Source organism: Streptomyces sp. NPDC044003 (assembly GCF_056435185.1).
Window position 1 is genome coordinate 245,320 of the sequence record NZ_JBWKFA010000001.1, and the last position, 22,173, is coordinate 267,492.

Here is a 22,173-nt window from a genome sequence, read left to right on the forward strand (position 1 = left end):
TTCTTAGTCCTCCCCCAGGATCTGCGGCACCTTGAAACGCTGCTGCTCCTGGGCCGGGGCGCCGGAGAGCGCCTGCTCGGGGGTGAGCGACGGACGGACCTCGTCCGCGCGCATGACATTGGTCAGCGGCAGCGGGTGGGAGGTCGGCGGAACGTCTTGGTCGGCGACCTCGGAGACGCGGGCGACCGCGCCGATGATGTCGTCGAGCTGGCCGGCGAAGTGATCGAGTTCTTCGCCCTTCAGCTCCAGACGCGCCAGCCGTGCGAGGTGGGCGACCTCCTCGCGCGTGATGCCAGGCATGCGGATCCTCACGGGGTGAGCTTGATGGTGTCCGCCCATCCTATGGCGCCGGTGCCGCTGCCCGTTAAACGGTTTGCCCCAGGAGGGGGTGGGTCACTGCACGACCTGACCCGAAGGGTGGTCCAGGTCGACCTGGGCGGCGATGTCGGCGGGGCGGCGCCAGCCGTGCTCGCCGCGGGCCAGGAGCCAGGCGGTGGCCTCGCCGGGCGGCATCGCGGCGGCGACCAGCCAGCCCTGGACGGCGTCGCAGCCCAGGTCACGCAGGCGCTCCCAGGTCTCGTCGTCCTCGACTCCCTCGGCGACGACGAGGAGGCCGAGCGAGTGGGCGAGGTCGACGGTGCAGCGGACGATCTCGGCGTCCTCGGTGTCGACGGCGAGCCGGGCCACGAACGAGCGGTCGATCTTCAGTTCGCTGACGGGCAGCCGGCGCAGATGGACGAGCGAGGAGTAGCCGGTGCCGAAGTCGTCGAGGGACATCTTGACGCCGTGGCCGGTGAGGCCGTTCAGCGTGTCGGCGGCCCGCTGGGGGTCCTCCAGGAGCACGTGCTCCGTTATCTCCAGCTGGAGCGCGCCGGCGGGGACGCCGTGGCGGGCGAGGCGGGCGGCGACGGCGCCGGCGAAGCCGGGCGTGTGGACGTCGCGCGGGGAGACGTTGACGGCGACCGGGACGTTGAGGCCCTGGGCGCGCCAGCGGGCGACCTGGGCGAGTGCGGTCTCCAGGACGTACTCGGTGAGGTGGGGCATCAGTCCCGAGGACTCGGCGATGGCGATGAACTCGTCCGGCGGGACCTTGCCGCGCTCGGGGTGGACCCAGCGGACGAGCGCCTCCAGGCCGGCGACCTGGCCGTCGAAGCGGACCTTGGGCTGGTAGTGGAGTTCGACCTCGCCGGCGTCGAGGGCGCGCCGGAGGTCGCCGAGGAGGCCGAGCCGGTCGGGGGTGTTGGAGTCGCGCTTGGACTCGTAGACCTCGACGCCGGTGCGGTCGCGCTTGGCCTGGTACATGGCGACGTCGGCGCGGCGCAGCAGGCCCTCGGCGTCGAGGGCGTGGTCGGGGAAGACGGCGACGCCGGCGCTGGCCTCCAGGACGAGGATGAGCCCGTCGAGGTCGAGCGGGGAGGAGAGCTCGGCGACCAGGTGGCGGGCGACCCGCTGGGCGCTGGTGGTGGAGTCGGCGGTGGGCAGCAGGACGGCGAACTCGTCGCCGCCGAGCCGGGCGGCCTCGGCGCCGCGGGGCAGGGCGAGGCGGAGCCGTTCGGCGATCTGGAGGAGCAGCCGGTCGCCGGCGAGGTGCCCGAGGGTGTCGTTGACCGAGCGGAAACGGTCGAGGTCGATCAGGACGAGGGCGGCGCGGGCTCCTTCGCCCTCGGCCTCCTCCAGGGCGGTCCAGGCCCGCTCCAGGAGCCACTGGCGGTTGGGGAGCCCGGTGAGCGGGTCGCGGAGCTGTTCCTCGGCGCGGGCGCGGGCGATCCACAGGGTGGAGTCGAGGGCGATGAGCGGGACGGCGAAGAGCGGCAGGAGGACCGGCCGGGTGGCGGCGACGACGCAGATGAGCGGGGCGATGCCGAGCAGGGCGACGGCGACGAGGCCCTGCCTCAGGAGGGCGGTGCGGGCCATGGTGGGCAGTCCGCGGCCCTGGGGGGCGAGCGTGTACCACAGGAGGAGGCGGGTGACCACGAGGTAGCCGCCGGCGGCGAGGACGATTTCCGGGAGGTCCCCGATCGTCCAGTCGAGGGGCTGCCAGGGATGTTCGACGGTCGGTACGTCTCCGAAGAGGGCGAGGAGGAGGGCGGCGGCGCCGACTCCGAGGATGTCGGCGGCGCCGTGCAGCAGGCTCTGTCGCCAGCGGTGCCGGCGGGCGGCGCCGACGAGGGCGACGACGGTCAGCGAGACGAGTCCGGCGGGCACCCAGCCGTACAGCAGGAGGACGGCGAGGGTGAGGGCGGCGCCGGAGCCGGTCCCGCCCCACCAGCGGTCCCGGCCGAGGGCGACCAGGTGGCCGACGATGAGGCCGGTGAGGACGGCGAGGGACCAGCCGGCGACACCGCCGGGGAAGAGTCCATGGCCGCCGCTCAGGGCTCGCTGGAGCCCGGCGGCGAGCACGACGGCGGCGATGCCCACCACGGCTGCGGGCAGCCGGGAGGAGAAGCCCAGGGGGACCACACGGCCGTGCGGCCGTGGGACCGGGGCGGCGCTCTCGGTCGGTTCCATTCCCGTCCCTCTCACAGGCGGCGGTGCCGTCGGTGTGCGATGGGCCGCGGTGGCCGCGGCCGAACGTCCTCCGGCCCCGTCCGTCGTCCGGCGTGCGGCCGCTGTCGGGCGGCCGTCCCGGTGTCACGGTGCCGTTGTCCTGACGCCATGACCGGCAGAGCCCTCGCGCGGGCGTGCAGGACTGGACGCACGGTCACCACACTAGGCCGCCGAGGGCTCCGACGGGCAGCGCTCTCCCTCTCTTGCCCGAATGCGACCAGCCCACCCCTAACGATCTGGTATGCGCCGAACGGGTGAGCTTCCGCGCCGTGCCGGGAGGCTACTCGGCGACGGGCACCGCGGCCTCCCGAGCTGCGTCGGGTCCTTGTTCGAGCAGGACGGAGAAGCCTTCCTCGTCCAGAACCGGAACCTTCAGCTGCATCGCCTTGTCGTACTTCGAACCAGGGTTTTCACCGACCACCACGAAGCTGGTCTTCTTCGAAACGGAACCGGTCACCTTCGCTCCGAGCGTCTGGAGCGATTCTTTTGCGCCATCCCTGGTGAACTTCTCCAGGGTGCCGGTCACCACGACCGTCAGACCTTCCAGCGGACGCGGTCCCTCGTCCTCTCCGGCGCCCTCGTCCTCCAGGGAAACCCCCGCGGCGCGCCACTTGCGCACGATCTCGCGGTGCCATTCCTCGGAGAACCACTGCTTCACGGCGGCGGCGATGATCCCGCCGACGCCGTCGACGGCCGCGAGCTCCTCCTCGCTCGCCTGCTCGATCCGCTCCAGGGAGCGGAACTCGCGGGCCAGCGCCTCGGCCGCGACCGGCCCCACGTGCCGGATGGAGAGCCCGTTGATGAAGCGGGCGAGCGGGCGGGTCTTGGCCGCCGCGATGTTCTCCAGCATGGCGAGCGCGTTCTTCTTCGGCTCGCCCTTCTGGTTGGCGAAGACCGTGACGATCTTCTCCTCGCCGGTCTTCGGGTCGCGCTTGGGCAGCCCGCTGTCCGAGTCGAGGACGTACGCCTTGATCGGGAGGAGCTGCTCGATGGTGAGGTCGAAGAGGTCGCCCTCGTCCACGAGCGGCGGCTCGGCCGGCTCCAGGGGGCGGGTCAGCGCCGCCGCCGCCACCGCGCCGAAGTTCTCGATGTCGAGGCACTGGCGCCCGGCGAGGAAGAAGAGCCGCTCGCGGAGCTGCGCCGGGCACGTCCGGGCGTTCGGGCAGCGGAGGTCGATGTCGCCCTCCTTCATCGCCTTCAGCGGCGTCCCGCACTCCGGGCACTCGGCGGGCATCACGAACTCCCACTCGGTGCCGTCCCGCAGGTCGGCGACCGGCCCGAGGATCTCCGGGATCACGTCGCCGGCCTTGCGCAGCACGACGGTGTCGCCGATCAGCACGCCCTTGGCCTTCACGACCTCCTGGTTGTGGAGGGTCGCGAACTCGACCTCGGAGCCGGCCACGGTCACCGGCTCGACCTGGGCGTACGGCGTGACGCGCCCGGTGCGGCCGACGCCGACCTTGATGTCGACCAGCTTGGTGTTGACCTCCTCCGGCGCGTACTTCCAGGCGATCGCCCAGCGCGGGGCGCGCGCGGTGGAGCCGAGCCGGCCCTGGAGCGGGATCTCGTCGAGCTTGACGACGACCCCGTCGATCTCGTGCTCGACGGAGTGACGGTTCTCCCCGAAGTACGCGATGAACTCCCGTACGCCGGCGAGCGAGTCGACGACCTTGTTGTGCCGCGCGGTCGGCAGGCCCCACTCGTGAAGGAGTTCGTACGTCTCCGAGAGCCGGGAGATCTCGAAGCCCTCGCGGGCGCCGATGCCGTGCACCACCATGTGCAGCGGGCGGGAGGCGGTGACCTTCGGGTCCTTCTGCCTCAGCGAACCGGCGGCCGCGTTGCGCGGGTTGGCGAAGGGCTTGTCGCCGGCCTCCACCAGGCGGGCGTTGAGCCCCTCGAAGGCCTCCATCGGGAAGTAGACCTCGCCGCGGATCTCCACGAGCTCCGGGATCCGGTCGCCGCGCAGTCGCTCCGGGATGTCGCCGATCGTCCGGACGTTGGGCGTGATGTCCTCGCCGGTGCGGCCGTCGCCGCGGGTGGCGGCGCGGGTCAGCCGCCCGTGCTCGTACGTGAGGTTGACCGCGAGGCCGTCGACCTTCAGCTCGCACAGGTAGTGGTAGTCGGGGGTGCCGACGTCCCGCGCGACGCGCTCGGCCCAGGTGGCCAGCTCCTCCTCGTCGAAGGCGTTGTCCAGGGAGAGCATGCGCTCCCGGTGCTCGACGGAGGTGAACTCGGTCTCGTACTGCCCGGCGACCTTCTGGGTCGGCGAGTCCGGCGTCCGCAGCTCCGGGTACTCCTCCTCCAGCGCCTCGAGCGCGCGCAGGAGCTTGTCGAAGTCGCCGTCGCTGATGACCGGCTGGTCCTTCACGTAGTACCGGAAGCGGTGCTCCTCGACCTGCTCGGCCAGCTCGGCGTGCTTCTCCCGTGCCTCGGCGGGCAGGGCCCCCTGTTCGACTGCCACCGTTTCGTCCTCCCGTTACTCAGGGTTGTCCGCGAGCGACCGTGCCGCTCTGACGCAGTGGGCGAGCGCCGCCCGGGCATAGGCGGGCGAAGCACCCGCGAGTCCGCACGAGGGCGTGACCACGACGGACTCGGCGAGAGTCCCCGGATTCAGCCCCAGCCTGCGCCACAGCGTCCTGACACCCATGACGCTACCGCCCGGGTCCGACAATGCCGTGTCGGTGGACGGCACCACACCGGCGAACAGCTTCGTCCCGGCCTCCACGGCCTCGCCGATCGGCTCCTCGTCACGTTCGGTGAGGAGCGAGAAATCGAACGAGATGCCCGCCGCTCCGGCCCTGCGCAGCAGGGCGAACGGCACGTCGGGCGCGCAGGAGTGGACGACCACCGGCCCGTCGTGGACGGCCATCACGTCCCGCAGGGAGCTCTCCACGACCTGCCGGTCGACGGCCCGGTGGGTGCGGTAGCCGCTGGCGGTACGGATCTGCCCGCGCAGTACGGCGATGAGCGAGGGCTCGTCGAGCTGGAGCACGATCCGCGCTCCCGGGATCCGCTTGGCGACCTCCGCGAGGTGCCCGCGCAGCCCCTCGGCGAGCGAGGCGGCCAGGTCGCGGCAGGCGCCGGCGTCACCGAGGGCGGCCTCGCCGCCGCGCAGCTCCAGGGCCGCGGCGAGCGTCCACGGGCCGACGGCCTGGACCTTGAGCGGGCCCTCGTACTCCTGGGTGAACTCCTCCAGGGCGTCGAGGTCCTCGCCGAGCCAGGATCGGGCCCGCTTGGTGTCGCGGCCCGGCCGGTCGCTGATCCGCCAGCCGCTCGGCTCCACGTGCGCGTACAGGTCGACGAGCATCCCGATCGTCCGGCCGATCATGTCGGCGCCGGGCCCGCGCGCGGGCAGCTCGGCGAGGAACGGGAAGTCCTCGAAGGACCCGGTGGCCGCCTTCGCCGCCTCGCGCGCGTCGCCGCCGGGCAGGGAGCCGACGCCGGTGGCGGGGCCCCAGAGCTTGATCTCGTCCATGCCCTATCGCCCCGGGCGCACGGTCAGGTCGTTGATCTCCGCGTCGCGCGGCAGGTCGATCGCGGTGAGGATCGCCGTCGCGACGGACTCGGGGTCGATCCACTTCGACGGGTCGTACTCCTTGCCCTCCTGCTGGTGGACCTTCGCCTGCATGGGGCTGGCGGTGCGGCCCGGGTAGACCGAGGTCACCCGCACGCCGTTGGCGTGCTCCTCCTGGCGCAGGGAGTCCGCGAGGGCCTTGAGGCCGTGCTTGGAGGCGGCGTACGCGCCCCACTCGGCGTGCGCGTTGAGCCCGGCGCCCGAGTTCACGAAGACGACGTGGCCCTGGGAGACCCGCAGCTGGGGCAGGAAGTGACGGGTCAGCTCGGCCGGGGCGACCAGGTTGACGTTCAGCTGGTGGTGCCAGGTCTTCGGGGTGAGCTCCCCGATCGGGCCGAGGTCGACGACGCCCGCGATGTGCAGCAGGCTGTCCACCCGGTCCGGGAGGCTCTGGTGCGAGAAGGCCCAGGACAGCCGGTCCGGGTCGGCGAGGTCCCCGACGAGCGTCCGCGCGCCGGGGAACTGCGCGGCGAGCTCCTTGGCGCGCCCCGCGTCGCGCGCGTGGAGCACGAGTTCGTCCCCGCGCGCGTGGAGGCGGCGCGCGACGGCCGCGCCGATGCCGGAACCCGCTCCGGTGATCACATGTGTAGCCATGCGCACCATGCTCGCATCAGCGGGCGGCGATCTCCGCCTCCAGGTGGGCGAGGGCCGTCGGGCCGTCGTCCGCGAAGAAGACGAGGTCGGTGAGGGGAAGCGGAAGGAAGCCCTCGGCCTCCATGCGGTGGAACTGGGCCTTGAGGCCGTCGTAGAAGCCCGCCGTGTTGAGCAGGACGACCGGCTTGGAGTGCTTGCCGTGCTTCTTCAGCTCCAGGATCTCGGTGGCCTCGTCGAGGGTGCCCGTGCCGCCGACCATGACCACGATCGCGTCGGACTTGGCGAGGAGCAGCGCCTTGCGCTCGGCCAGGTCCCCGGCGACGACCATCTCGTCGGCGTCCGGGCGGGCCTTGTGGGCGAGGAAGTCGACGGAGACGCCGACGAGCCGGCCGCCCGCGTCCTGGACCCCGTCCGCGACGACCTTCATGAGGCCGGTGTCGGAGCCGCCCCAGACGAGGGTGTGGCCCGCCTTGCCGAGACGGGTGGCGAAGTCGCGTGCGGCGGCCGTGTACCGCTCGTCGAGGTCGGCGGCGGAGAGGAAGACGCAGATGTTCATGGCCCCACGGTAGGGGGTCGCGGAGAAGGTCCGGAGGGCGGCGACAGAAGTCCGGCGGGCGCCGATGAGTTCCGGCGGCGGCCCCGGTCTGCCCTGCCATGGACGAGATGAGCAGGGGCCGGGTCGTGTCGCGGGACGGTACGGAGATCGCGTACGAGCGGTACGGCGACGGGCGCCCCGTCGTGGTGGTGGGCGGGACGCCGGGCGCGCGGCGGTCCACGCGCGCGTGCTCGTGGTCGACGGGGGCGCGAGCCCGGCGCCGACCCGGCACACGGCGCGTGCCCTGACGGCGGCCCTCCCCCGGGCCCGGCACCGCACCCTCACGGGCCAGACGCACGAGGTGGCCCCGCACGTCCTGGCGCCGGTCCTGGAGGAGTTCCTCGACGAGCCGGTCTAGGCGGGGGCCGCTTCGGCCGTGCGGCGGGTCGTCGCGGCGATCGTCGCCGAGCCCACCACGCGCGTGCCGTCGTACAGGACGATCGCCTGGCCGGGGGCCACGCCGCGGACGGGCTCGTCGAAGGCGACCTTCAGCTCGCCGTCCTCCATGACCGCGCCGACCGGGGTCTCGCCGCCGTGGGCGCGGAGCTGGGCGGTGTAGCGGCCGGGCCCTTCGGGGGCGGTGCCGCACCAGCGGGGCTTGATCGCGGTGAGGGCGGTGACGTCGAGGGCCTCGGCGGGGCCGACGGTGACCGTGTTGTTCACGGGCGAGATGTCGAGGACGTAGCGGGGCTTGCCGTCCGCGGCCGGGTGGCCGATCCGCAGGCCCTTGCGCTGGCCGATGGTGAAGCCGTACGCGCCCTCGTGGGTGCCGACCTTCGTACCGGCCTCGTCGACGATGTCGCCCTCCGCCTTGCCCAGGCGGGCGGCGAGGAAGCCCTGGGTGTCGCCGTCGGCGATGAAGCAGATGTCGTGGCTGTCGGGCTTCTTCGCGACCGCGAGCCCGCGCCGCTCGGCCTCCGCCCGGATCTCGTCCTTGGTGGTGAGGGTGTCGCCGAGCGGGAACATCGCGTGCGCGAGCTGCTTCTCGTCGAGCACGCCGAGCACGTACGACTGGTCCTTGGCCATGTCGGAGGCCCGGTGCAGCTCGCGGGTGCCGTCCTCGTTCAGGACGACGGTGGCGTAGTGGCCGGTGCAGACCGCGTCGAAGCCGAGGGCGAGCGCCTTGTCGAGGAGCGCCGCGAACTTGATCTTCTCGTTGCAGCGCAGGCAGGGGTTGGGGGTGCGGCCCGCCTCGTACTCCGCGACGAAGTCGTCGACGACGTCCTCGCGGAACCGCTCGGCGAGGTCCCACACGTAGAAGGGGATGCCGATGACGTCGGCCGCCCGGCGTGCGTCGCGCGAGTCCTCGATCGTGCAACAGCCGCGCGCTCCGGTACGGAAGGACTGCGGGTTCGCGGAGAGGGCCAGGTGCACGCCGGTGACGTCGTGACCGGCTTCGGCGGCGCGGGCGGCGGCGACGGCGGAGTCCACTCCGCCCGACATGGCGGCGAGAACACGGAGAGTCTTAGTCATAGCCCTCCCAGGGTACGGGGCTCCGGGAACCGCGGTCGCGGTGGTGAGCGTTCTCCCCGGCATGGGGAGCAAGTCGAAGGGCACGGGGAGCGGGGCGGACCGGCGGGTGGGGCGGCGGGCCGTCCTGATCGGCGGCGCGGCCGCCGCGGTGGGCACGGTCGCGCTGGCCAGGGACGAGCTGGGGCGCCTGTGGTGGCGACTGCCGGGAATGGAGAAGAAGCGGGTCGAGGGAGAGCTGGACCACAAGGGCGCCGAGTGGACGTCGGCGGCGCGGGCGAACTGGCGGCGGGCCGACCGGCCGGACGACTACACGATCGACCGGGTCGTGATCCATGTCGTCCAGGGCAGCTACGCCTCCGCCCTGAAGGTCTTCAAGGACCCGGCGCACGGGGCCGCCGCGCACTACGTGGTCCGCAAGGACGGCCATGTGGCGCAGATGATCCGGGAGCTCGACGTGGCCTTCCACGCCGGGAACCGCGACATGAACGAGCGGAGCATCGGCATCGAGCACGAGGGCTTCGTCGACCGGCCGCAGGACTTCACGGCGGCGATGTACGAGGGTTCGGCGCGGCTCACGGCCGACATATGCGCCCGGTACGGGATACCCGTGGACCGGGAGCACATCATCGGGCACGTCGAGGTCGAGGGCACCGACCACACCGATCCCGGTCCGCACTGGGACTGGGACCGGTACATGGGCCTGGTGCGGAAGGCCCGCGCGAGGCTCAGCTGAGGCCGGCGGTCCTGGCCCGCTCGACGGCCGGGCCGATCGCCCCGGCGACCGCCGCCACGTCCTCCTTGGTGGAGGTGTGGCCGAGCGAGAAGCGCAGGGTGCCGCGGGCCAGGTCCGGGTCGGTGCCGGTGGCGAGCAGGACGTGGCTGGGCTGGGCGATGCCGGCGGTGCACGCGGAGCCGGTGGAGCAGGCGATGCCGGCCGCGTCGAGCAGCAGGAGCAGGGAGTCGCCCTCGCAGCCGGGGAAGGTGAAGTGCGCGTTGGCGGGGAGCCGGTCGACGGGGTCGCCGCCGAGGATCGCGTCGGGCACGAGCGCCCGGACGGCGGTGACGAGTTCGTCGCGCAGGGCGCCGACCTCGCGGGCGAACTCCTCCTGCCGCTCGGCGGCGAGCCGGGCGGCGACGGCGAAGGCGGCGACGGCCGGCACGTCGAGGGTGCCGGAGCGGACGTGCCGCTCCTGCCCGCCGCCGTGCAGGACGGGTACGGGGGTGTGCTCGCGGCCCAGGAGGAGGGCGCCGATGCCGTAGGGGCCGCCGATCTTGTGGCCGGAGACGGTCATCGCGGCGAGGCCGGAGGCGGCGAAGTCGACCGGGACCTGACCCACGGCCTGGACGGCGTCGGCGTGCAGCGGGACGCCGAACTCGGTCGCGACGTCGGCGAGTTCACGGACCGGCATGATGGTGCCGATCTCGTTGTTCGCCCACATGACGGTGGCCAGGGCGACGGATTCGGGGTCACGGGCGATCGCCTCGCGCAGGGCGTCGGGGTGGACGCGGCCCTGGGCGTCGACGGGGAGGTACTCGACGGTGGCGCCCTCGTGCGTGGCGAGCCAGTCGACGGCGTCGAGGACGGCGTGGTGCTCGACCGGGCTGGCCAGGACGCGGGTGCGGCGGGGGTCGGCGTCGCGGCGGGCCCAGTACAGGCCCTTCACGGCGAGGTTGTCGGCCTCCGTGCCGCCGGAGGTGAAGACGACCTCGCTCGGCCGCGCGCCGAGCGCGGCGGCGAGCGTCTCGCGCCCCTCCTCGACGGTCCGCCGGGCGCGCCGTCCGGCGGCGTGCAGGGAGGAGGCGTTGCCCGTGACGGCGAGCTGGGCGGTCATCGCCTCGATCGCCTCGGGGAGCATGGGCGTGGTCGCGGCGTGGTCGAGGTAAGCCATGGTGGGTCGATTCTACGAGCCCGGGTACGCGGGGTAGGCGCCCGGCCTGTTCCGGCCGGGCGCCTACGACTGTTCTCAGCCGCGGGGAGGTTCAGCCGCGCGGTTCAGTCGGGCGGTTCAGCCGCGCGGTTCAGTCGCGCGGGGCGCGGGCCAGTTGGCGGGACTGGGCCACCAGGCGGTTCGCGCTGTCCCAGACCTCGGCGTCCTCCTCCAGGAAGCCGCCGGCCAGGTTCCGCGTGGTGATCGAGACCCTCAGCGGGCCGGGCGCCGGGCGGCAGCGGACGTGCGTGGTGAGCTCCACGGTCGGGGTCCAGCCCTTGAGGCCCAGCTCGAAGGAGGTCGGCGGCAGGGCGTCGACCGCGAGCAGGAGGGACAGCGCGTCGGGCTCGCGGCCGTCGGCCAGACCGAACCACGCGCGCATCTCACCCCTGCCCGAGGGCGCGCCGACCGCCCAGCCCACGCAGGCCGGGTCGAGGCGGAGGTCGAGGCGGTCCGCGATCGCGGAGGAGCCGGGGATCCTCGGGGCCGGGTTGTCCGCCGCGCTGAAGCAGTTCTCGATCGCCGCCATCGCCGGGGGCGTCGCCGCGGTGCGGACGTCGTCCGGGAGGGCGTCGAGGTCGCCGTAGGAGGCGAGCACCCGGATGCGCTCGACCTCGGTGCCGTCCTCGGCGTACTGGAAGAGCGAGGCCTGACCGGTGGAGAGGGTCCGGCCGGTGCGGACGGCCTCCGTCCGGATCACCGCGGGGCCCGGCACGGACGGCGTGAGGTAGTGCGCCGAGATCGTGAACGGGTCCGGGTGCGGAAGGTGGTCGCCGAGGGCGCGGCCGAGCAGCGCGAGGAGGTAGCCGCCGTTGACGGCGTGGATGATCGTCCAGCCGGCGGAGAGGTCGGCGTCGTAGACGCCGGGTTCCCGGAGGGTGACGGCGGTGTCGCGGTCGAACTCGTACGCCGCGGTGGCCGTCTCGGTGCTCGTGCTCATGGTTCCGACCGTACCGCAGGGTAGCTACTGAGCGGTAGCTTTTTCGGGCTCCTCGGTCGCGGACGAGCGGCGGTTCCAGGCGCGGGGCGCGCGCCAGTGGTAGCGCATGGCCAGCAGCCGGAGCACGAAGGCGGTGAGGGCGGCGGCACCGCTCGTGAACGCGTTGAGCACGTCGAACCGGATGCAGAGCACGACCATCGTCGCGCCCACGATCGCCGGGACGGCGTACAGGTCACGGTCCCAGCGCAGCAGCGACGGCACCTCGTTGGCCAGGACGTCGCGCAGCACACCGCCGCCCACGGCCGTGGCGAGGCCGAGCGCGGCGGAGGAGGTGAGGCCGAGCCCGTAGTCGTACGCCTTGGTCGTACCGGTCACGCAGAAGAGGCCCAGGCCGGCCGCGTCGAAGACGTTCACCGCGGTCTGGGTGCGCTCGACCTCCGGGTGGAGGAAGTAGACGAAGGCCGTCGCGATCAGCGGCATCAGGAAGTAGCCGAGATCGGTGAAGGCGGCGGGCGGTACGGCGCCGATGACCAGGTCGCGGAAGAGACCGCCGCCGAGGGCCGTGACCTCGGCGAGGACGGCGATGCCGAAGACGTCGAAGTTCTTGCGGACGGCGAGGAGGGCGCCGGAGATGGCGAAGACGAAGATGCCGACGAGGTCGAGGGCGTGTTGAACGGAGGGGGTGAACAGTTCGTGGAGCACGGGGCCATTGTCCCGGTTGTCCGCGGGTGCCCGGCGCGCGCCCGCGCCCGTGCGGGCCGCGCCCCGCCGCCCGTGTGGGCGGCGCCCACCGCCGTGTGGACAATCGTCCCGCAGGGCGATGGGGGGTCCCCCCTGCTCGAGCGAAGCCGAGAGCTTGGGGGAGGGTGGGCACACGGGCCGGCGCCTTCAGCGGCGCCTCCGCCTTATGCGCCTGAACCCGCACCACCAGTGCGCTGTGCACGGGGTGCGGGTTCAGGCGCGGAAGCCTCGGGCGCCGGCAGGGGCGCCGTCCGTTGTGCCCACCCGTTCCGCCCCAGCGGAACGACTGCCCACAACGGGAGGGTCACTCCTCGGACGCTGCGTCCTCCGGCTCCGGGGCCTCCGAAGCCGTCGGCTTCTCCGGTTCCGGCTTCTTCGTGATCGTGACGTCCACCGATTCGCGGGCCGCCGGGATCGTCACCGCCTCCGCGTTCTCCGGGTGGTGGCAGGCCACCCGCTGGCCCGGGCGGAGTTCCAGGAGCGGGGGCTCCTGGGTCTTGCACAGGTCCGTGGCCTTCCAGCAGCGGGTGTGGAAGCGGCAGCCCGCCGGCGGGGCGATCGGCGACGGGACGTCGCCCTTCAGCAGGATGCGGTCGCTCTTCGCGCCCTTGCGGCGCGGGTCCGGGACCGGCACCGCGGACATCAGGGCCCGGGTGTACGGGTGCATCGGTGCCTCGTACAGGGACTTGCGGTCCGCGAGCTCGACGATCTTGCCGAGGTACATCACCGCGATGCGGTCCGAGACGTGCCGGACGACCGAGAGGTCGTGCGCGATGAACACGTAGGTGAGGCCGAGCTCGTCCTGGAGGTCGTCCAGGAGGTTGACCACCTGCGCCTGGATGGAGACGTCCAGGGCCGAGACCGGCTCGTCCGCGACGACGAGCTTCGGCTTCAGGGCCAGCGCGCGGGCGATGCCGATGCGCTGGCGCTGGCCGCCGGAGAACTCGTGCGGGTAGCGGTTGTAGTGCTCGGGGTTGAGGCCGACCAGGCCGAGCAGGCGCTGGACCTCCTTCTTCACGCCGCCCTCGGGCTCGACGCCCTGGAGCCGGAAGGGAGCCGAGACGATCGAGCCGACCGTGTGGCGCGGGTTCAGCGAGCCGTACGGGTCCTGGAAGATCATCTGGACGTCCCGGCGCAGCGGACGCATGCCCGACACGCCGAGGTGCGAGATGTCCGTGCCCTGGAACTCGATCTTCCCGCCGGTCGGTTCGAGGAGCCGGGTGATGAGCCGGCCCATCGTGGACTTGCCGCAGCCGGACTCGCCGACGACGCCGAGGGTCTCACCGGGGTAGACCTCGAAGTCGAGGCCGTCGACCGCCTTGACCGCACCGGTCTGGCGCTGGAGCAGGCCCTTCCGGATGGGGAAGTGCTTCTGCAGGCCGGTGACCTTGAGCAGGGGCTCAGTGCTCTTGTTGTCGCTCACAGCTTCGGCGCAATCTCTTCGGTCCAGATGCGGGTGCGCTCCTCCTGCGGCATGTGACAGGCCGAGTAGTGGCGCTCGCCGGCCAGGGCCAGCTCGGGGCGCTGGGTGCGCGTGATGCCGCCCTTGGGGACGTCCGAGTACGGGCAGCGGGGATTGAAGGCGCAGCCGCTCGGGACGTTGATGAGGCTGGGCGGGTTGCCCTTGACCGGGATGAGCCGCTCGGTCTGCTCGCGGTCGATCCGCGGCATCGAGCCGAGCAGGCCCCAGGTGTAGGGGTGCTGCGGCTCGTAGAAGACGGACTCGGCGGGGCCGCGCTCGACGCACCGGCCGCCGTACATCACGAGGATGTCGTCGGCGAGCTCGGCGACGACGCCCAGGTCGTGCGTGATGATGACGACCGCGGAGCCGAACTCCTTCTGGAGGTCCCGCATGAGGTCCAGGATCTGGGCCTGCACGGTGACGTCGAGCGCCGTGGTGGGCTCGTCCGCGATGAGGAGCTCGGGGTTGTTGACGAGCGCCATGGCGATCATCGCGCGCTGGCGCATACCGCCGGAGAACTCGTGCGGGTAGTTGTCGAACCGCTTGGCGGGCTCGGGGATGCCGACCCGGTCGAGGAGTTCGACGGCCCGCTTCTTCGCCGTCTTCTTGTCGACGTCGTTGTGGATGCGGTACGCCTCCACGATCTGGTTGCCGACGGAGTAGTACGGGTGCATCGCGGACAGCGGGTCCTGGAAGATCATCGCCATCTCGCGGCCGCGCATCTTGCGGACCTCTTCGGGGTCCGCGGAGAGCAGCTCGCGCCCGTTCAGCCAGATCTCGCCGGAGATGCGGGCCTTCTGCCGGCCGTACTGGCCGACGGTGTGCAGGCCCATGATGCCGAGCGAGGTGACCGACTTGCCGGAGCCTGACTCGCCCACGATGCCGAGGGTCTTGCCCTTCTCCAGCTGGAAGCTGAGACCGTCGACCGACTTGACCAGACCGTCGTCGGTCGGGAAGTGGATCTTCAGGTCGCGTACGTCGAGGAAGGCCTCGGAGGGGGCGGACTTCCCGGTGTCGACGGGCTCTCCGACCGCCGCGCCCGTCTTCGTCAGCTTGTCCGTCATGCGAGCCTCACTCGGGGGTCGATCACCGCGTACAGAAGGTCCACCACGAGGTTGGCGATGACCACGCAGGTCGCCGTGATGAGCGTGACGGCCAGGATCAGCGGCAGGTCGCGCTCGCTGACTCCCTTGATGGCCATCCAGCCGAGGCCCTGCAGGTTGAACGTGGTCTCGGTCAGGATCGCGCCGCCGACGAGGGCGCCGAGGTCCATGCCGAAGATGGTCAGGATGGGGGTCATGGTGGAGCGCATGGCGTGCTTGCCGAGCACGACCGGCTCGGGCAGGCCCTTGGCCCGGGCGGTGCGGATGTAGTCCTCGCCCAGGACCTCCAGCATGGTGGCGCGGGTGAGCCGCGCGTACATCGCCGCGTACAGGAAGGCCAGCGTCACCCAGGGAAGCAGGAGACCGCCGAACCAGCCGCCGAAGGACTCGGTGATCGGCGTGTACGAGGCGTTGAGCCAGTGCAGCTGCGTGCGGAAGACGAGCAACGACAGCATGCCCGTGAAGAAGATGGGGAGCGAGACACCGGCGAGCGCGGTGATCATCGCGGTGCGGTCGACGACCGTGCCCCGCTTGAGCGCGGAGATGACACCGGTCGAGACGCCCAGGACCAGCCACAGCGCGGCGGCGCCGAGGACCATCGACAGGGTGATGGGGAAGGCGTCGACCAGCATCGTCGACACGTCCTGCTCGGTACGGAACGAGTAGCCGAAGCAGGGCGCGGCGCAGTGGATGGTGTCGCCGCCGCCGGTGTAGTCCCGGCCGACGAAGATGCCGGAGACGAAGTGCCAGAACTGCACCAGGATCGGCTCGTCCAGGCCCAGCTTCTGCCGGATGGCCTCGATGGAAGCCGGATCCGCCTGCTTGCCGACGAACATCGCGGCAGGGTCGCTGCCGGTCATCTTGGGGATGAGGAAGAAGATGCTGAGCGTCACGAGCGTGACGACGAGCAGCATCACGACGACTGCGAAGAGCCGTCGGATTATGTATGCAAGCATGCGGTCGGCCGGTCGGCGGCCGGGGAACCCGATCGGGTTCCCCGGCCGCCGCCCACGGCCATCACCTGCCCTTCGGACCTGGCGGCGGGTGGTGCGCCGGTGAAGCGGGTCGGATTACTTGACGACGCCGAGCGACGCGTAGTCGTAGCGGCCGTTGTAGGCGTCCGCCGTGTAGACGTTGGTCAGCCGGGAGCTGCGCCAGATGATGTTCTTCTCGTGGGTGAAGGGCAGGTAGACCGCGGCCTCCGACACCTTCGTGTTGATCTGCTTGTAGAGCTCGCCGGCCTTGGCCGGGTCGGTCTCCTTCAGCGCCTGGTCGAACAGGCCGTTGATGGCCTTGTCGTTCAGCTCGGAGAAGTTGTTGTTACCGCTCTGCAGGATGAAGCGGCCGTCGACCAGCGGCTGGAGGAAGCCCTGACCGGTCGGGAAGTCGGCGCCCCAGCCCATGATGATGATGCCGTAGCCCTTCTCCTTGACCACCTTCGGCGAACCGATGATGCCGGAGGTCTGGGCGCCGTCGAACTGGTCGATCTGGGCGTCGATGCCGACGGCCTTCAGCGACTGCTGGAGGGACTCGGCGGTCGCGATCTCGATCTTCTTGTTGTTGCGGACCGCGATCGTGGTCTTGAAGCCGTTCGGCTTGCCGCACTTCTTCAGCGCGTCCTTGGCCTTGGCCAGGTCCGCGGTGCCACCGAGCTTGCCGTACGGGTCGGCCTTCGGGTCGGCACCCTTGATCGCCGGCGGCAGCATGTTGGAGGCGATGTCGCCACCGGCCTGCGGGCCACCACGGGCGGTCTGGAGGGACTTGGAGTCGGCCGCGTAGATGATCGCCTTGCGGCACTCGACGTTGTCGATGACCGTCTGCGGGAAGACCGCGTAGCGGATGAAGCCCGTCTGCGGGTTGTCGACGTTCTCCTTGTGCTGCTGGAGCGCCTTCTGGCGGGCGGCGGCACCGATGCCCGTCGCGTTGATGTCGAGGTCGTACTCGCCCTCGATGAGACGGTTGTCCATGTCGTCGGCGTTCGTGGTGAACGTGACGCTGATGCTGTCCGGGAGCGCCTTGCGGATGGTGTCCGTCTTGGCGTCCCAGTTGGTGTTGCGCACCAGCTTCATGGACTTGTTCGGCGTGTACGACTGCCACTTGTACGGGCCGGAGGAGAACACGTTCAGGCCGTACTTGGCCTTGGTGTCCTTGTCCTGGCGGACCGGGGAGGCGGCGGGCATGGCCAGCATCTGCAGGAAGTCACCGTTGGCGACCGGCAGCTTGAAGATGATGGTCTTGTCGTCCGGGGTCTCGATCGCGCTCAGGCCGAGCTTGTCCGCGGTCGTGTCCTTGTACGGGCCCTTGTACGCGCCCTTGGGGTCGAGGACCTGCTGGAGGTAGATCGGGCCGCCGGAGATGACGTCCTGGGCCCAGATGCGCTCGATGCCGTACTTGATGTCCTTGGAGGTGATCGGCTTGCCGTCCTCCCACTTCACGCCGTCCTTCAGCGTGAACGTGTAGGTGAGGCCGTCGGCCGAGACCTTGCCGGAGTCGGTGGCGAGGTCCGGGACCAGCTCGGTGGAGGCGGCGCCCGGCTCGGACTTGAAGGAGACGAGCTGACGCGTGTAGTAGCGCTGGAAGTCCCACACGAAGCCGTAGTAACCGCGCTGCGGGTCCCACGAGTCGGCCTCCTGCGAGCCGATGAACTTCAGCTCGCCGCCCTTCTTGTCGGAGGCGTTGGCGACCTTGTTCACGGCGGCGTTGAAGCCGGCGGCGCCGGCCTTGCCGTTGCCGCCACCGTCGCCGTTGCCGCCGCCACAGGCGGTGGTGACGACCATCGTGGCCGCGGCAAGCAGCGCGCCCGCGGCGATTCTGCGCTGAGAGCTCTTCAGCATGGGTCCAGCAACCTCCGGGATAGTGGCGGCCGTTACGGCGGTCCGCCGATTGGGGATGGGCCTCCTGTCGCCTGCGGCAGGGGCGGGTCTTGCGTGTCGTCGGCGAACGGTCAGCGGGATCCCTTCGGGTCGAGCGCGTCACGCACGCCGTCGCCGAAGAGGTTGAACGCCAGGACGGTGATGAAGATCGCGAGGCCGGGGATCACCATGAACAGGGGGTCCGACTCGTAGGTGGTGATGGCCGTCGACAGCATCTGGCCCCAGGAAGCGGTGGGAGGCTTCACACCCGCGCCGAGGAAGCTGAGCGCCGCTTCGGTGAGGATGTTGGTGGGGATCATGAGGGTCGCGTAGACCATGATCGGGGCGATCAGGTTGGGCAGCAGCTCGCGCCGCAGGATGTAGAAGCGGCCGGCGCCCAGGCTCTGCGCGGCCTCGACGTACTCGCGGTTGCGCAGCGAGAGGGTCTGGCCTCGGACGATGCGGCCGACGTACGGCCAGCCGAAGAAGCCGATCACCAGGACGAGCGCGGCGATGCGCACGCCCGATCCGTCCAGGCCGAGGAACTGGTTGGGCAGCACCGAGACCAGGGCGATCGTGAAGAGCAGCTGCGGGAAGGCGAGCATGACGTCCATGACCCGGCTGAGGGCCGCGTCGATCCAGCCGCCGAAGTAGCCCGCGATGATGCCGAGGACGGTGCCGAGGAAGACCGCGAAGACCGCCGCCAGGAAGGCGACGAGCAGCGAGATCCGGGCGCCGTAGACGATCCGGCTGAAGACGTCGCGGCCGTTGACCGGCTCGACGCCGAACAGGAAGTCCTTGCTCGCGCCGCCCCAGGACCCGATCGGCGTGCCGAACAGCGGGTCGATCTGGTCCTCGTGGAACTCGTCCGGCGGGTGGCCCAGGAGGCCGACGATGACCGGCGCGAAGATCGCGACGAGGATCAGGAAGACGACGACGAAGGCGCCCGCGAGGGCCAGCTTGTCGCGCTTGAGGCGGGTCCAGGCGATCTTCCAGGGCGAGCGCCCCTCGATCGCCTTGCCGGTGGCGCCGGAGTTGTCCGGAGTGCCGGGAGCGTCGGGCGCGCCGTCGACGGTGGCGGTCGCCTCGCCCGCACTCGTCTCGTGCAGTGGTGCCGTCATCGTGGTGAGGACCCCTCTCGGCCGCCGGTAGCCGGCCCTTGCCCGCCGCGGGTAGCGGCTCGGTGGAACAACCTGCTGGACATCGGCTCGAAAGGAGTCGAACGTCCTGTGTTCCGGGGAGTCTTCAATGCGCTTGCGATCACCCGCCAGACCTGAAGGTGAATGTTTGCTCAAACGTGATGCGGTGCTGCAACTTCCGTTATCCGGACGTCGTGATCACGTGAGCGGACCAACCGGGTCCCTCTTGCCCGGAATCGGACATGTCACTCAACTAGTGTCGTGAGCTGTCGAATTGGGGTGAACGAAGGCCTCCGGAGCGGACTCCGGAGGCCTTTGCCGACAAGTGGGACACGAGGGACGTCTCAGTATCCGGACTGCGCCGGCGGCGGGTATCCGTACCCCGGTACGGCGGCGGAGCCGCGTCCGGCATGGGCTTCGCGGTCGTAGAAGGGGCGCGCGTTCGCCCGCAGCCAGAGGGCCACCGGGTCGTACGCGTCGGAGAGGGCGACCGTGGAGACGGGCAGTCCGTCGGGCACGGAGCCGATCGACTGGCGCATCATCGAGCGGACCGTGTCCACGGTCGCCGCGGACGTGTCGTACAGGTCGAGACCGATGGCGAGGTACGGGGAGCCGAGCGCGGGCTGCACCCAGCCGCGGCGCAGCGACCGGACGGCCGGGGTGCGGTGCGCGTTCTGCGTGAGCAGGGCGTAGAACTGCGGGATCTCCAGGGCGGGCTCGGTGACGCGCAGCGGCCCGGCGGGCATCCGGTCGAGACCGGTGGCGATCCGGCGCAGGTCGGCCCAGGGGATGCCGACGCCGCCGCCGGGGGCGTGCGGATTGAGCCAGACGCCCCAGCGGTCGGGGTAGAGGGCGCGGGCGATCTCTCGGCCGGTGACGAGCTCGTGGGCGCGGTTCCAGCCGGAGGCGGCGAGCTCCTGTGGGGAGGTCACGCAGGGCGCGTAGCCGAAGCCGTCGACCTCCATGTTCCCGTACTGGGCGTCGGGCGAGCCGGGGGCGCCCTGCCAGAGCAGCATCCAGAGCTCGCCGTCGGCGAGGGCGTGCAGCAACTGCTCGTACGCGTCGTAGCGTCCGGGTGCCACCTGGCGCAGCATGTGCTCGACCGTCCCGGCCGAAGCGGTGCCTGACGCGCTCACCCTGGGTCCCGCCCCTCTTCCGTCCACCACGTACGTCTGTCCAGCGATCGAGTCAGTTCAGCTTAAACAGGGGGCCGCTCACACGGCGGCGCGCTGGTAGAAGGGGCGAACCCGCTCCAGCATCCAGTCGCCGACCGGGTCCTGCGCCATGTCGAGCAGGATGAGGTTGACCGGCCAGGCGACCTCGACCCGGCCGAGGGCGCGGCCGAGGGCGTCCAGGGGGGCGTTGCGGTCGACGCCGTCCCAGCCGCCCAGCTGGACGCCGATGAAGAGGGCCGGTTCGGTGCCCTCGACGCTCGCGAGGGCGCGGCGGGCGGTGACGACGACTCCGGTGGCCTCGAACTCGGCGGAGGCGGCGGTGAGGAAGTCGACCGGGTCGTCCTGCCAGTCGGGCTCGAAGAGCCGGACGCGGCCGCCGGCGGCGGGGCCGTCCAGCGGGGTGCGGCCGGCGCGGCAGAGCTCGGCGACGGCGGGCGGGGGCAGCGGGACGCCGACGGTGCCGCCCGGGTTCACGGCGATGCCGAGCTGCGGGGGCAGTCCGCGGGCGAAGTCACGGGCGGGGGCGACGGTGAAGGACATGTGGTCGCCGACGCAGGCGAGGAACTGCTGCTCGGAGCTGAAGACGGGCACGAAGGCCGCGCCCTCGATCTCCATGGTGGCGAGGTCGAGGCTCTCGCTCTCGGGGCCGCCGCCGTTGGGCAGGGGCACCCAGACCGGGCTGCGGCCCAGTACCTCGACCAGTCGGGCTCCCGCCTCGGGGTTGCCGAGTGAGGCGGCAAGGACCTCTTCGAGCTCGTTGCCCGGCCACGTCACGTCCACGGTCGCGTTTCCCCTTCTCGCACGGCCTGCCGCACCGGCCGCCCGGCAGCACCCTAACGCCGCCCCGGCACCGCCGTGGCCAAAAGGGAAGGGTACGGGCGTCCCGCCCCGTCCCGGGACGGGGCGGGACGCCTCGGGCCGCCTGCCCCGGTGTGCGGCCTCCGTCAGGCCGCCCGGAAGCCGATCCTGCGGAGGGAGTCGGCGGCGTCCCGGTCGAGGAGGGTCGCCGAGGCGCAGCCGTGCGGGAGGCTGCCGGACTCGGCGGCCCGCAGGAGACGGCCGACGGCCCGCCGGTGCCGCGCGAAGGCGTACGTGGAGACGCCCCGGCCCCGGGCCTCCTGACCGGCCCGCGCGGTGTCCGGGGTGACGTCGAGGAGGACCAGGTGCAGGGCGCGGCCGCGCCGTCTCGCCTCGCGGGCGAGCCAGCCGCGCACCCAGGACTGGGTGCCGCAGTCGTGGACGATCAGGCTCGCGCCGGAGCGCAGGGCGCGGCGCAGTCCGGCGTAGTGCGCGATCCGGACCAGGGGTCGGTAGACGGCGTACGGGAGGAGGCGGGGCATGCGGGCCTCCCAGCGCTCGCGGGCGTCCTGGGAGTCGATGCCGCTGCCCTCGGCGGCGCGCTTCATCAGGGTGGACTTGCCGCTGCCGGGCAGCCCGGAGACGACGACGAGGTCGCCGGCGGCGTAGGTGAGGGCGCGGGGGCCGCGGCCGCCGCGCTCGCGCAGGTCCCGCAGGAGGCGGCCTCGGCCGCGGCTCCGGGCGCGGGCCCGCTGGGACGGTATGCCGGTGCTCGTCGCGTATGCACCGGTGTGCTGGATCCTCATCGCTCTCCCCCTGTCGGGTCTCAGGAGACCTTGGGAGACCCTTGCCCACGAAGTGTAAAGAATCGGTAATACGACACAAGCGATTTGCCCCGCCGAAACCGCGTGCGATGATGTGCGCGCCAGGCGCGCACAGTCGCCGCACAATCGCATACCGGCCGCTCGAATCCGCGCGGGAGAGTTCCGGACCGCCGAGCGCGTCCGGGCGCCGAAGGAGCAAGACCCTCCCTTGAATCTCTCAGGCCCCGTACCGCGTGGATGAGGCAGATCTGAAAAGCGGGACACCATGCGTGTCCCCACCCAAGGTGCAAGCCGATCTCTCGGTGCCGATCCCTCGGTGACGAGATGCCCTCGGTGAACCTCTCAGGTTCCATGACAGATGGGGAGGACGTCCTCGCCCGTCATGTGTTTTCGTCACCGATCACGCCCTTGGGACCCGGGAGCCACCC

19 protein-coding genes, 1 pseudogene and 1 riboswitch are annotated in these 22,173 nt (G+C 71.5%); of the genes and pseudogenes, 2 read left to right on the plus strand and 18 right to left on the minus strand.

The genetic code is table 11. The features are described from left to right. Nucleotides 1–3: 3 nt before the first annotated feature. From gatC to AC07AW_RS01140, 6 genes are all read right to left on the minus strand, one after another. On the minus strand, nucleotides 4–300 hold the full coding sequence (gene gatC, locus AC07AW_RS01115; RefSeq protein ID WP_015036350.1) for an Asp-tRNA(Asn)/Glu-tRNA(Gln) amidotransferase subunit GatC: 297 nt from the start codon (nucleotides 298–300) through the stop codon (nucleotides 4–6). A gap of 93 nt (nucleotides 301–393) precedes the next feature. Next, nucleotides 394–2,508 (minus strand): putative bifunctional diguanylate cyclase/phosphodiesterase, encoded by a 2,115-nt coding sequence (locus AC07AW_RS01120; protein ID WP_478813438.1) that lies wholly within the window; start codon nucleotides 2,506–2,508, stop codon nucleotides 394–396. Nucleotides 2,509–2,827: 319 nt separating this feature from the next. Next, on the minus strand, nucleotides 2,828–5,008 hold the full coding sequence (gene ligA / locus AC07AW_RS01125) for an NAD-dependent DNA ligase LigA (protein ID WP_478813439.1): 2,181 nt from the start codon (nucleotides 5,006–5,008) through the stop codon (nucleotides 2,828–2,830). A gap of 15 nt (nucleotides 5,009–5,023) precedes the next feature. Next, nucleotides 5,024–6,022, minus strand: a complete 999-nt coding sequence (locus tag AC07AW_RS01130) for a methionine synthase (protein WP_478813440.1) — start codon at nucleotides 6,020–6,022, stop codon at nucleotides 5,024–5,026. Nucleotides 6,023–6,025: 3 nt separating this feature from the next. Next, nucleotides 6,026–6,724, minus strand: coding sequence for an SDR family oxidoreductase (locus AC07AW_RS01135; RefSeq protein WP_478813441.1), 699 nt, complete (start codon nucleotides 6,722–6,724; stop codon nucleotides 6,026–6,028). A gap of 7 nt (nucleotides 6,725–6,731) precedes the next feature. Continuing rightward, entirely contained in the window at nucleotides 6,732–7,271 is a 540-nt protein-coding gene (locus tag AC07AW_RS01140; protein ID WP_478813442.1) for an LOG family protein, read from the minus strand. A 208-nt stretch (nucleotides 7,272–7,479) separates the two neighbouring features. On the opposite strand from AC07AW_RS01140, the pseudogene AC07AW_RS01145 reads away from it, so the two are divergent. Continuing rightward, nucleotides 7,480–7,668: pseudogene (locus AC07AW_RS01145) on the plus strand (alpha/beta fold hydrolase); the annotation flags it as partial. Here the strand turns inward: AC07AW_RS01145 and mnmA are convergent. Further along, entirely contained in the window at nucleotides 7,665–8,783 is a 1,119-nt protein-coding gene (gene mnmA, locus AC07AW_RS01150; protein WP_478813443.1) for a tRNA 2-thiouridine(34) synthase MnmA, read from the minus strand. The pseudogene AC07AW_RS01145 and the gene mnmA overlap by 4 nt on opposite strands. Before the next feature lie 61 nt (nucleotides 8,784–8,844). Between mnmA and AC07AW_RS01155 the strand changes: the two genes are divergently transcribed. Beyond that, complete coding sequence (locus AC07AW_RS01155) at nucleotides 8,845–9,516, plus strand: N-acetylmuramoyl-L-alanine amidase (RefSeq protein ID WP_478814363.1); 672 nt, start codon at nucleotides 8,845–8,847, stop codon at nucleotides 9,514–9,516. On the opposite strand, the gene AC07AW_RS01160 is transcribed toward AC07AW_RS01155, so the two are convergent. The 11 genes from AC07AW_RS01160 to AC07AW_RS01210 form a co-directional block, all read right to left on the minus strand. Next, entirely contained in the window at nucleotides 9,509–10,672 is a 1,164-nt protein-coding gene (locus tag AC07AW_RS01160; RefSeq protein WP_478813444.1) for a cysteine desulfurase family protein, read from the minus strand. The genes AC07AW_RS01155 and AC07AW_RS01160 overlap by 8 nt on opposite strands. A gap of 130 nt (nucleotides 10,673–10,802) precedes the next feature. Continuing rightward, the gene (locus AC07AW_RS01165; RefSeq protein ID WP_478813445.1) at nucleotides 10,803–11,651 is read right to left on the minus strand and encodes a thioesterase family protein; all 849 of its coding nucleotides are present in this window, start codon (nucleotides 11,649–11,651) and stop codon (nucleotides 10,803–10,805) included. A 24-nt stretch (nucleotides 11,652–11,675) separates the two neighbouring features. Then, on the minus strand, nucleotides 11,676–12,353 hold the full coding sequence (locus AC07AW_RS01170) for a trimeric intracellular cation channel family protein (RefSeq protein WP_478813446.1): 678 nt from the start codon (nucleotides 12,351–12,353) through the stop codon (nucleotides 11,676–11,678). 343 nt (nucleotides 12,354–12,696) lie between these two features. After that, nucleotides 12,697–13,815, minus strand: a complete 1,119-nt coding sequence (locus AC07AW_RS01175; protein ID WP_478813447.1) for an ABC transporter ATP-binding protein — start codon at nucleotides 13,813–13,815, stop codon at nucleotides 12,697–12,699. Next, nucleotides 13,812–14,918 carry an ABC transporter ATP-binding protein gene (locus AC07AW_RS01180; RefSeq protein ID WP_478813448.1) on the minus strand — a complete coding sequence of 369 codons (1,107 nt, stop codon included), beginning with the start codon at nucleotides 14,916–14,918 and terminating at the stop codon, nucleotides 13,812–13,814. Before AC07AW_RS01180 ends, AC07AW_RS01175 begins: the two co-directional genes overlap by 4 nt. After that, nucleotides 14,915–15,913 carry an ABC transporter permease gene (locus AC07AW_RS01185; protein WP_478813449.1) on the minus strand — a complete coding sequence of 333 codons (999 nt, stop codon included), beginning with the start codon at nucleotides 15,911–15,913 and terminating at the stop codon, nucleotides 14,915–14,917. Before AC07AW_RS01185 ends, AC07AW_RS01180 begins: the two co-directional genes overlap by 4 nt. A gap of 114 nt (nucleotides 15,914–16,027) precedes the next feature. Beyond that, nucleotides 16,028–17,791: an ABC transporter substrate-binding protein gene (locus AC07AW_RS01190; protein ID WP_478813450.1), complete on the minus strand. Its 1,764-nt coding sequence runs from the start codon at nucleotides 17,789–17,791 to the stop codon at nucleotides 16,028–16,030. Nucleotides 17,792–17,901: 110 nt separating this feature from the next. Next, the gene (locus AC07AW_RS01195; protein WP_478813451.1) at nucleotides 17,902–18,930 is read right to left on the minus strand and encodes an ABC transporter permease; all 1,029 of its coding nucleotides are present in this window, start codon (nucleotides 18,928–18,930) and stop codon (nucleotides 17,902–17,904) included. 362 nt (nucleotides 18,931–19,292) lie between these two features. Further along, entirely contained in the window at nucleotides 19,293–20,084 is a 792-nt protein-coding gene (locus tag AC07AW_RS01200; RefSeq protein ID WP_478813452.1) for an enhanced serine sensitivity protein SseB C-terminal domain-containing protein, read from the minus strand. 78 nt (nucleotides 20,085–20,162) lie between these two features. After that, nucleotides 20,163–20,903, minus strand: coding sequence for an enhanced serine sensitivity protein SseB (locus AC07AW_RS01205; RefSeq protein WP_478813453.1), 741 nt, complete (start codon nucleotides 20,901–20,903; stop codon nucleotides 20,163–20,165). A gap of 164 nt (nucleotides 20,904–21,067) precedes the next feature. Further along, nucleotides 21,068–21,727 carry an AAA family ATPase gene (locus AC07AW_RS01210; RefSeq protein ID WP_478813454.1) on the minus strand — a complete coding sequence of 220 codons (660 nt, stop codon included), beginning with the start codon at nucleotides 21,725–21,727 and terminating at the stop codon, nucleotides 21,068–21,070. A gap of 160 nt (nucleotides 21,728–21,887) precedes the next feature. Beyond that, nucleotides 21,888–21,987: riboswitch (glycine riboswitch) on the plus strand. The last annotated feature ends 186 nt before the right edge of the window (nucleotides 21,988–22,173 follow it).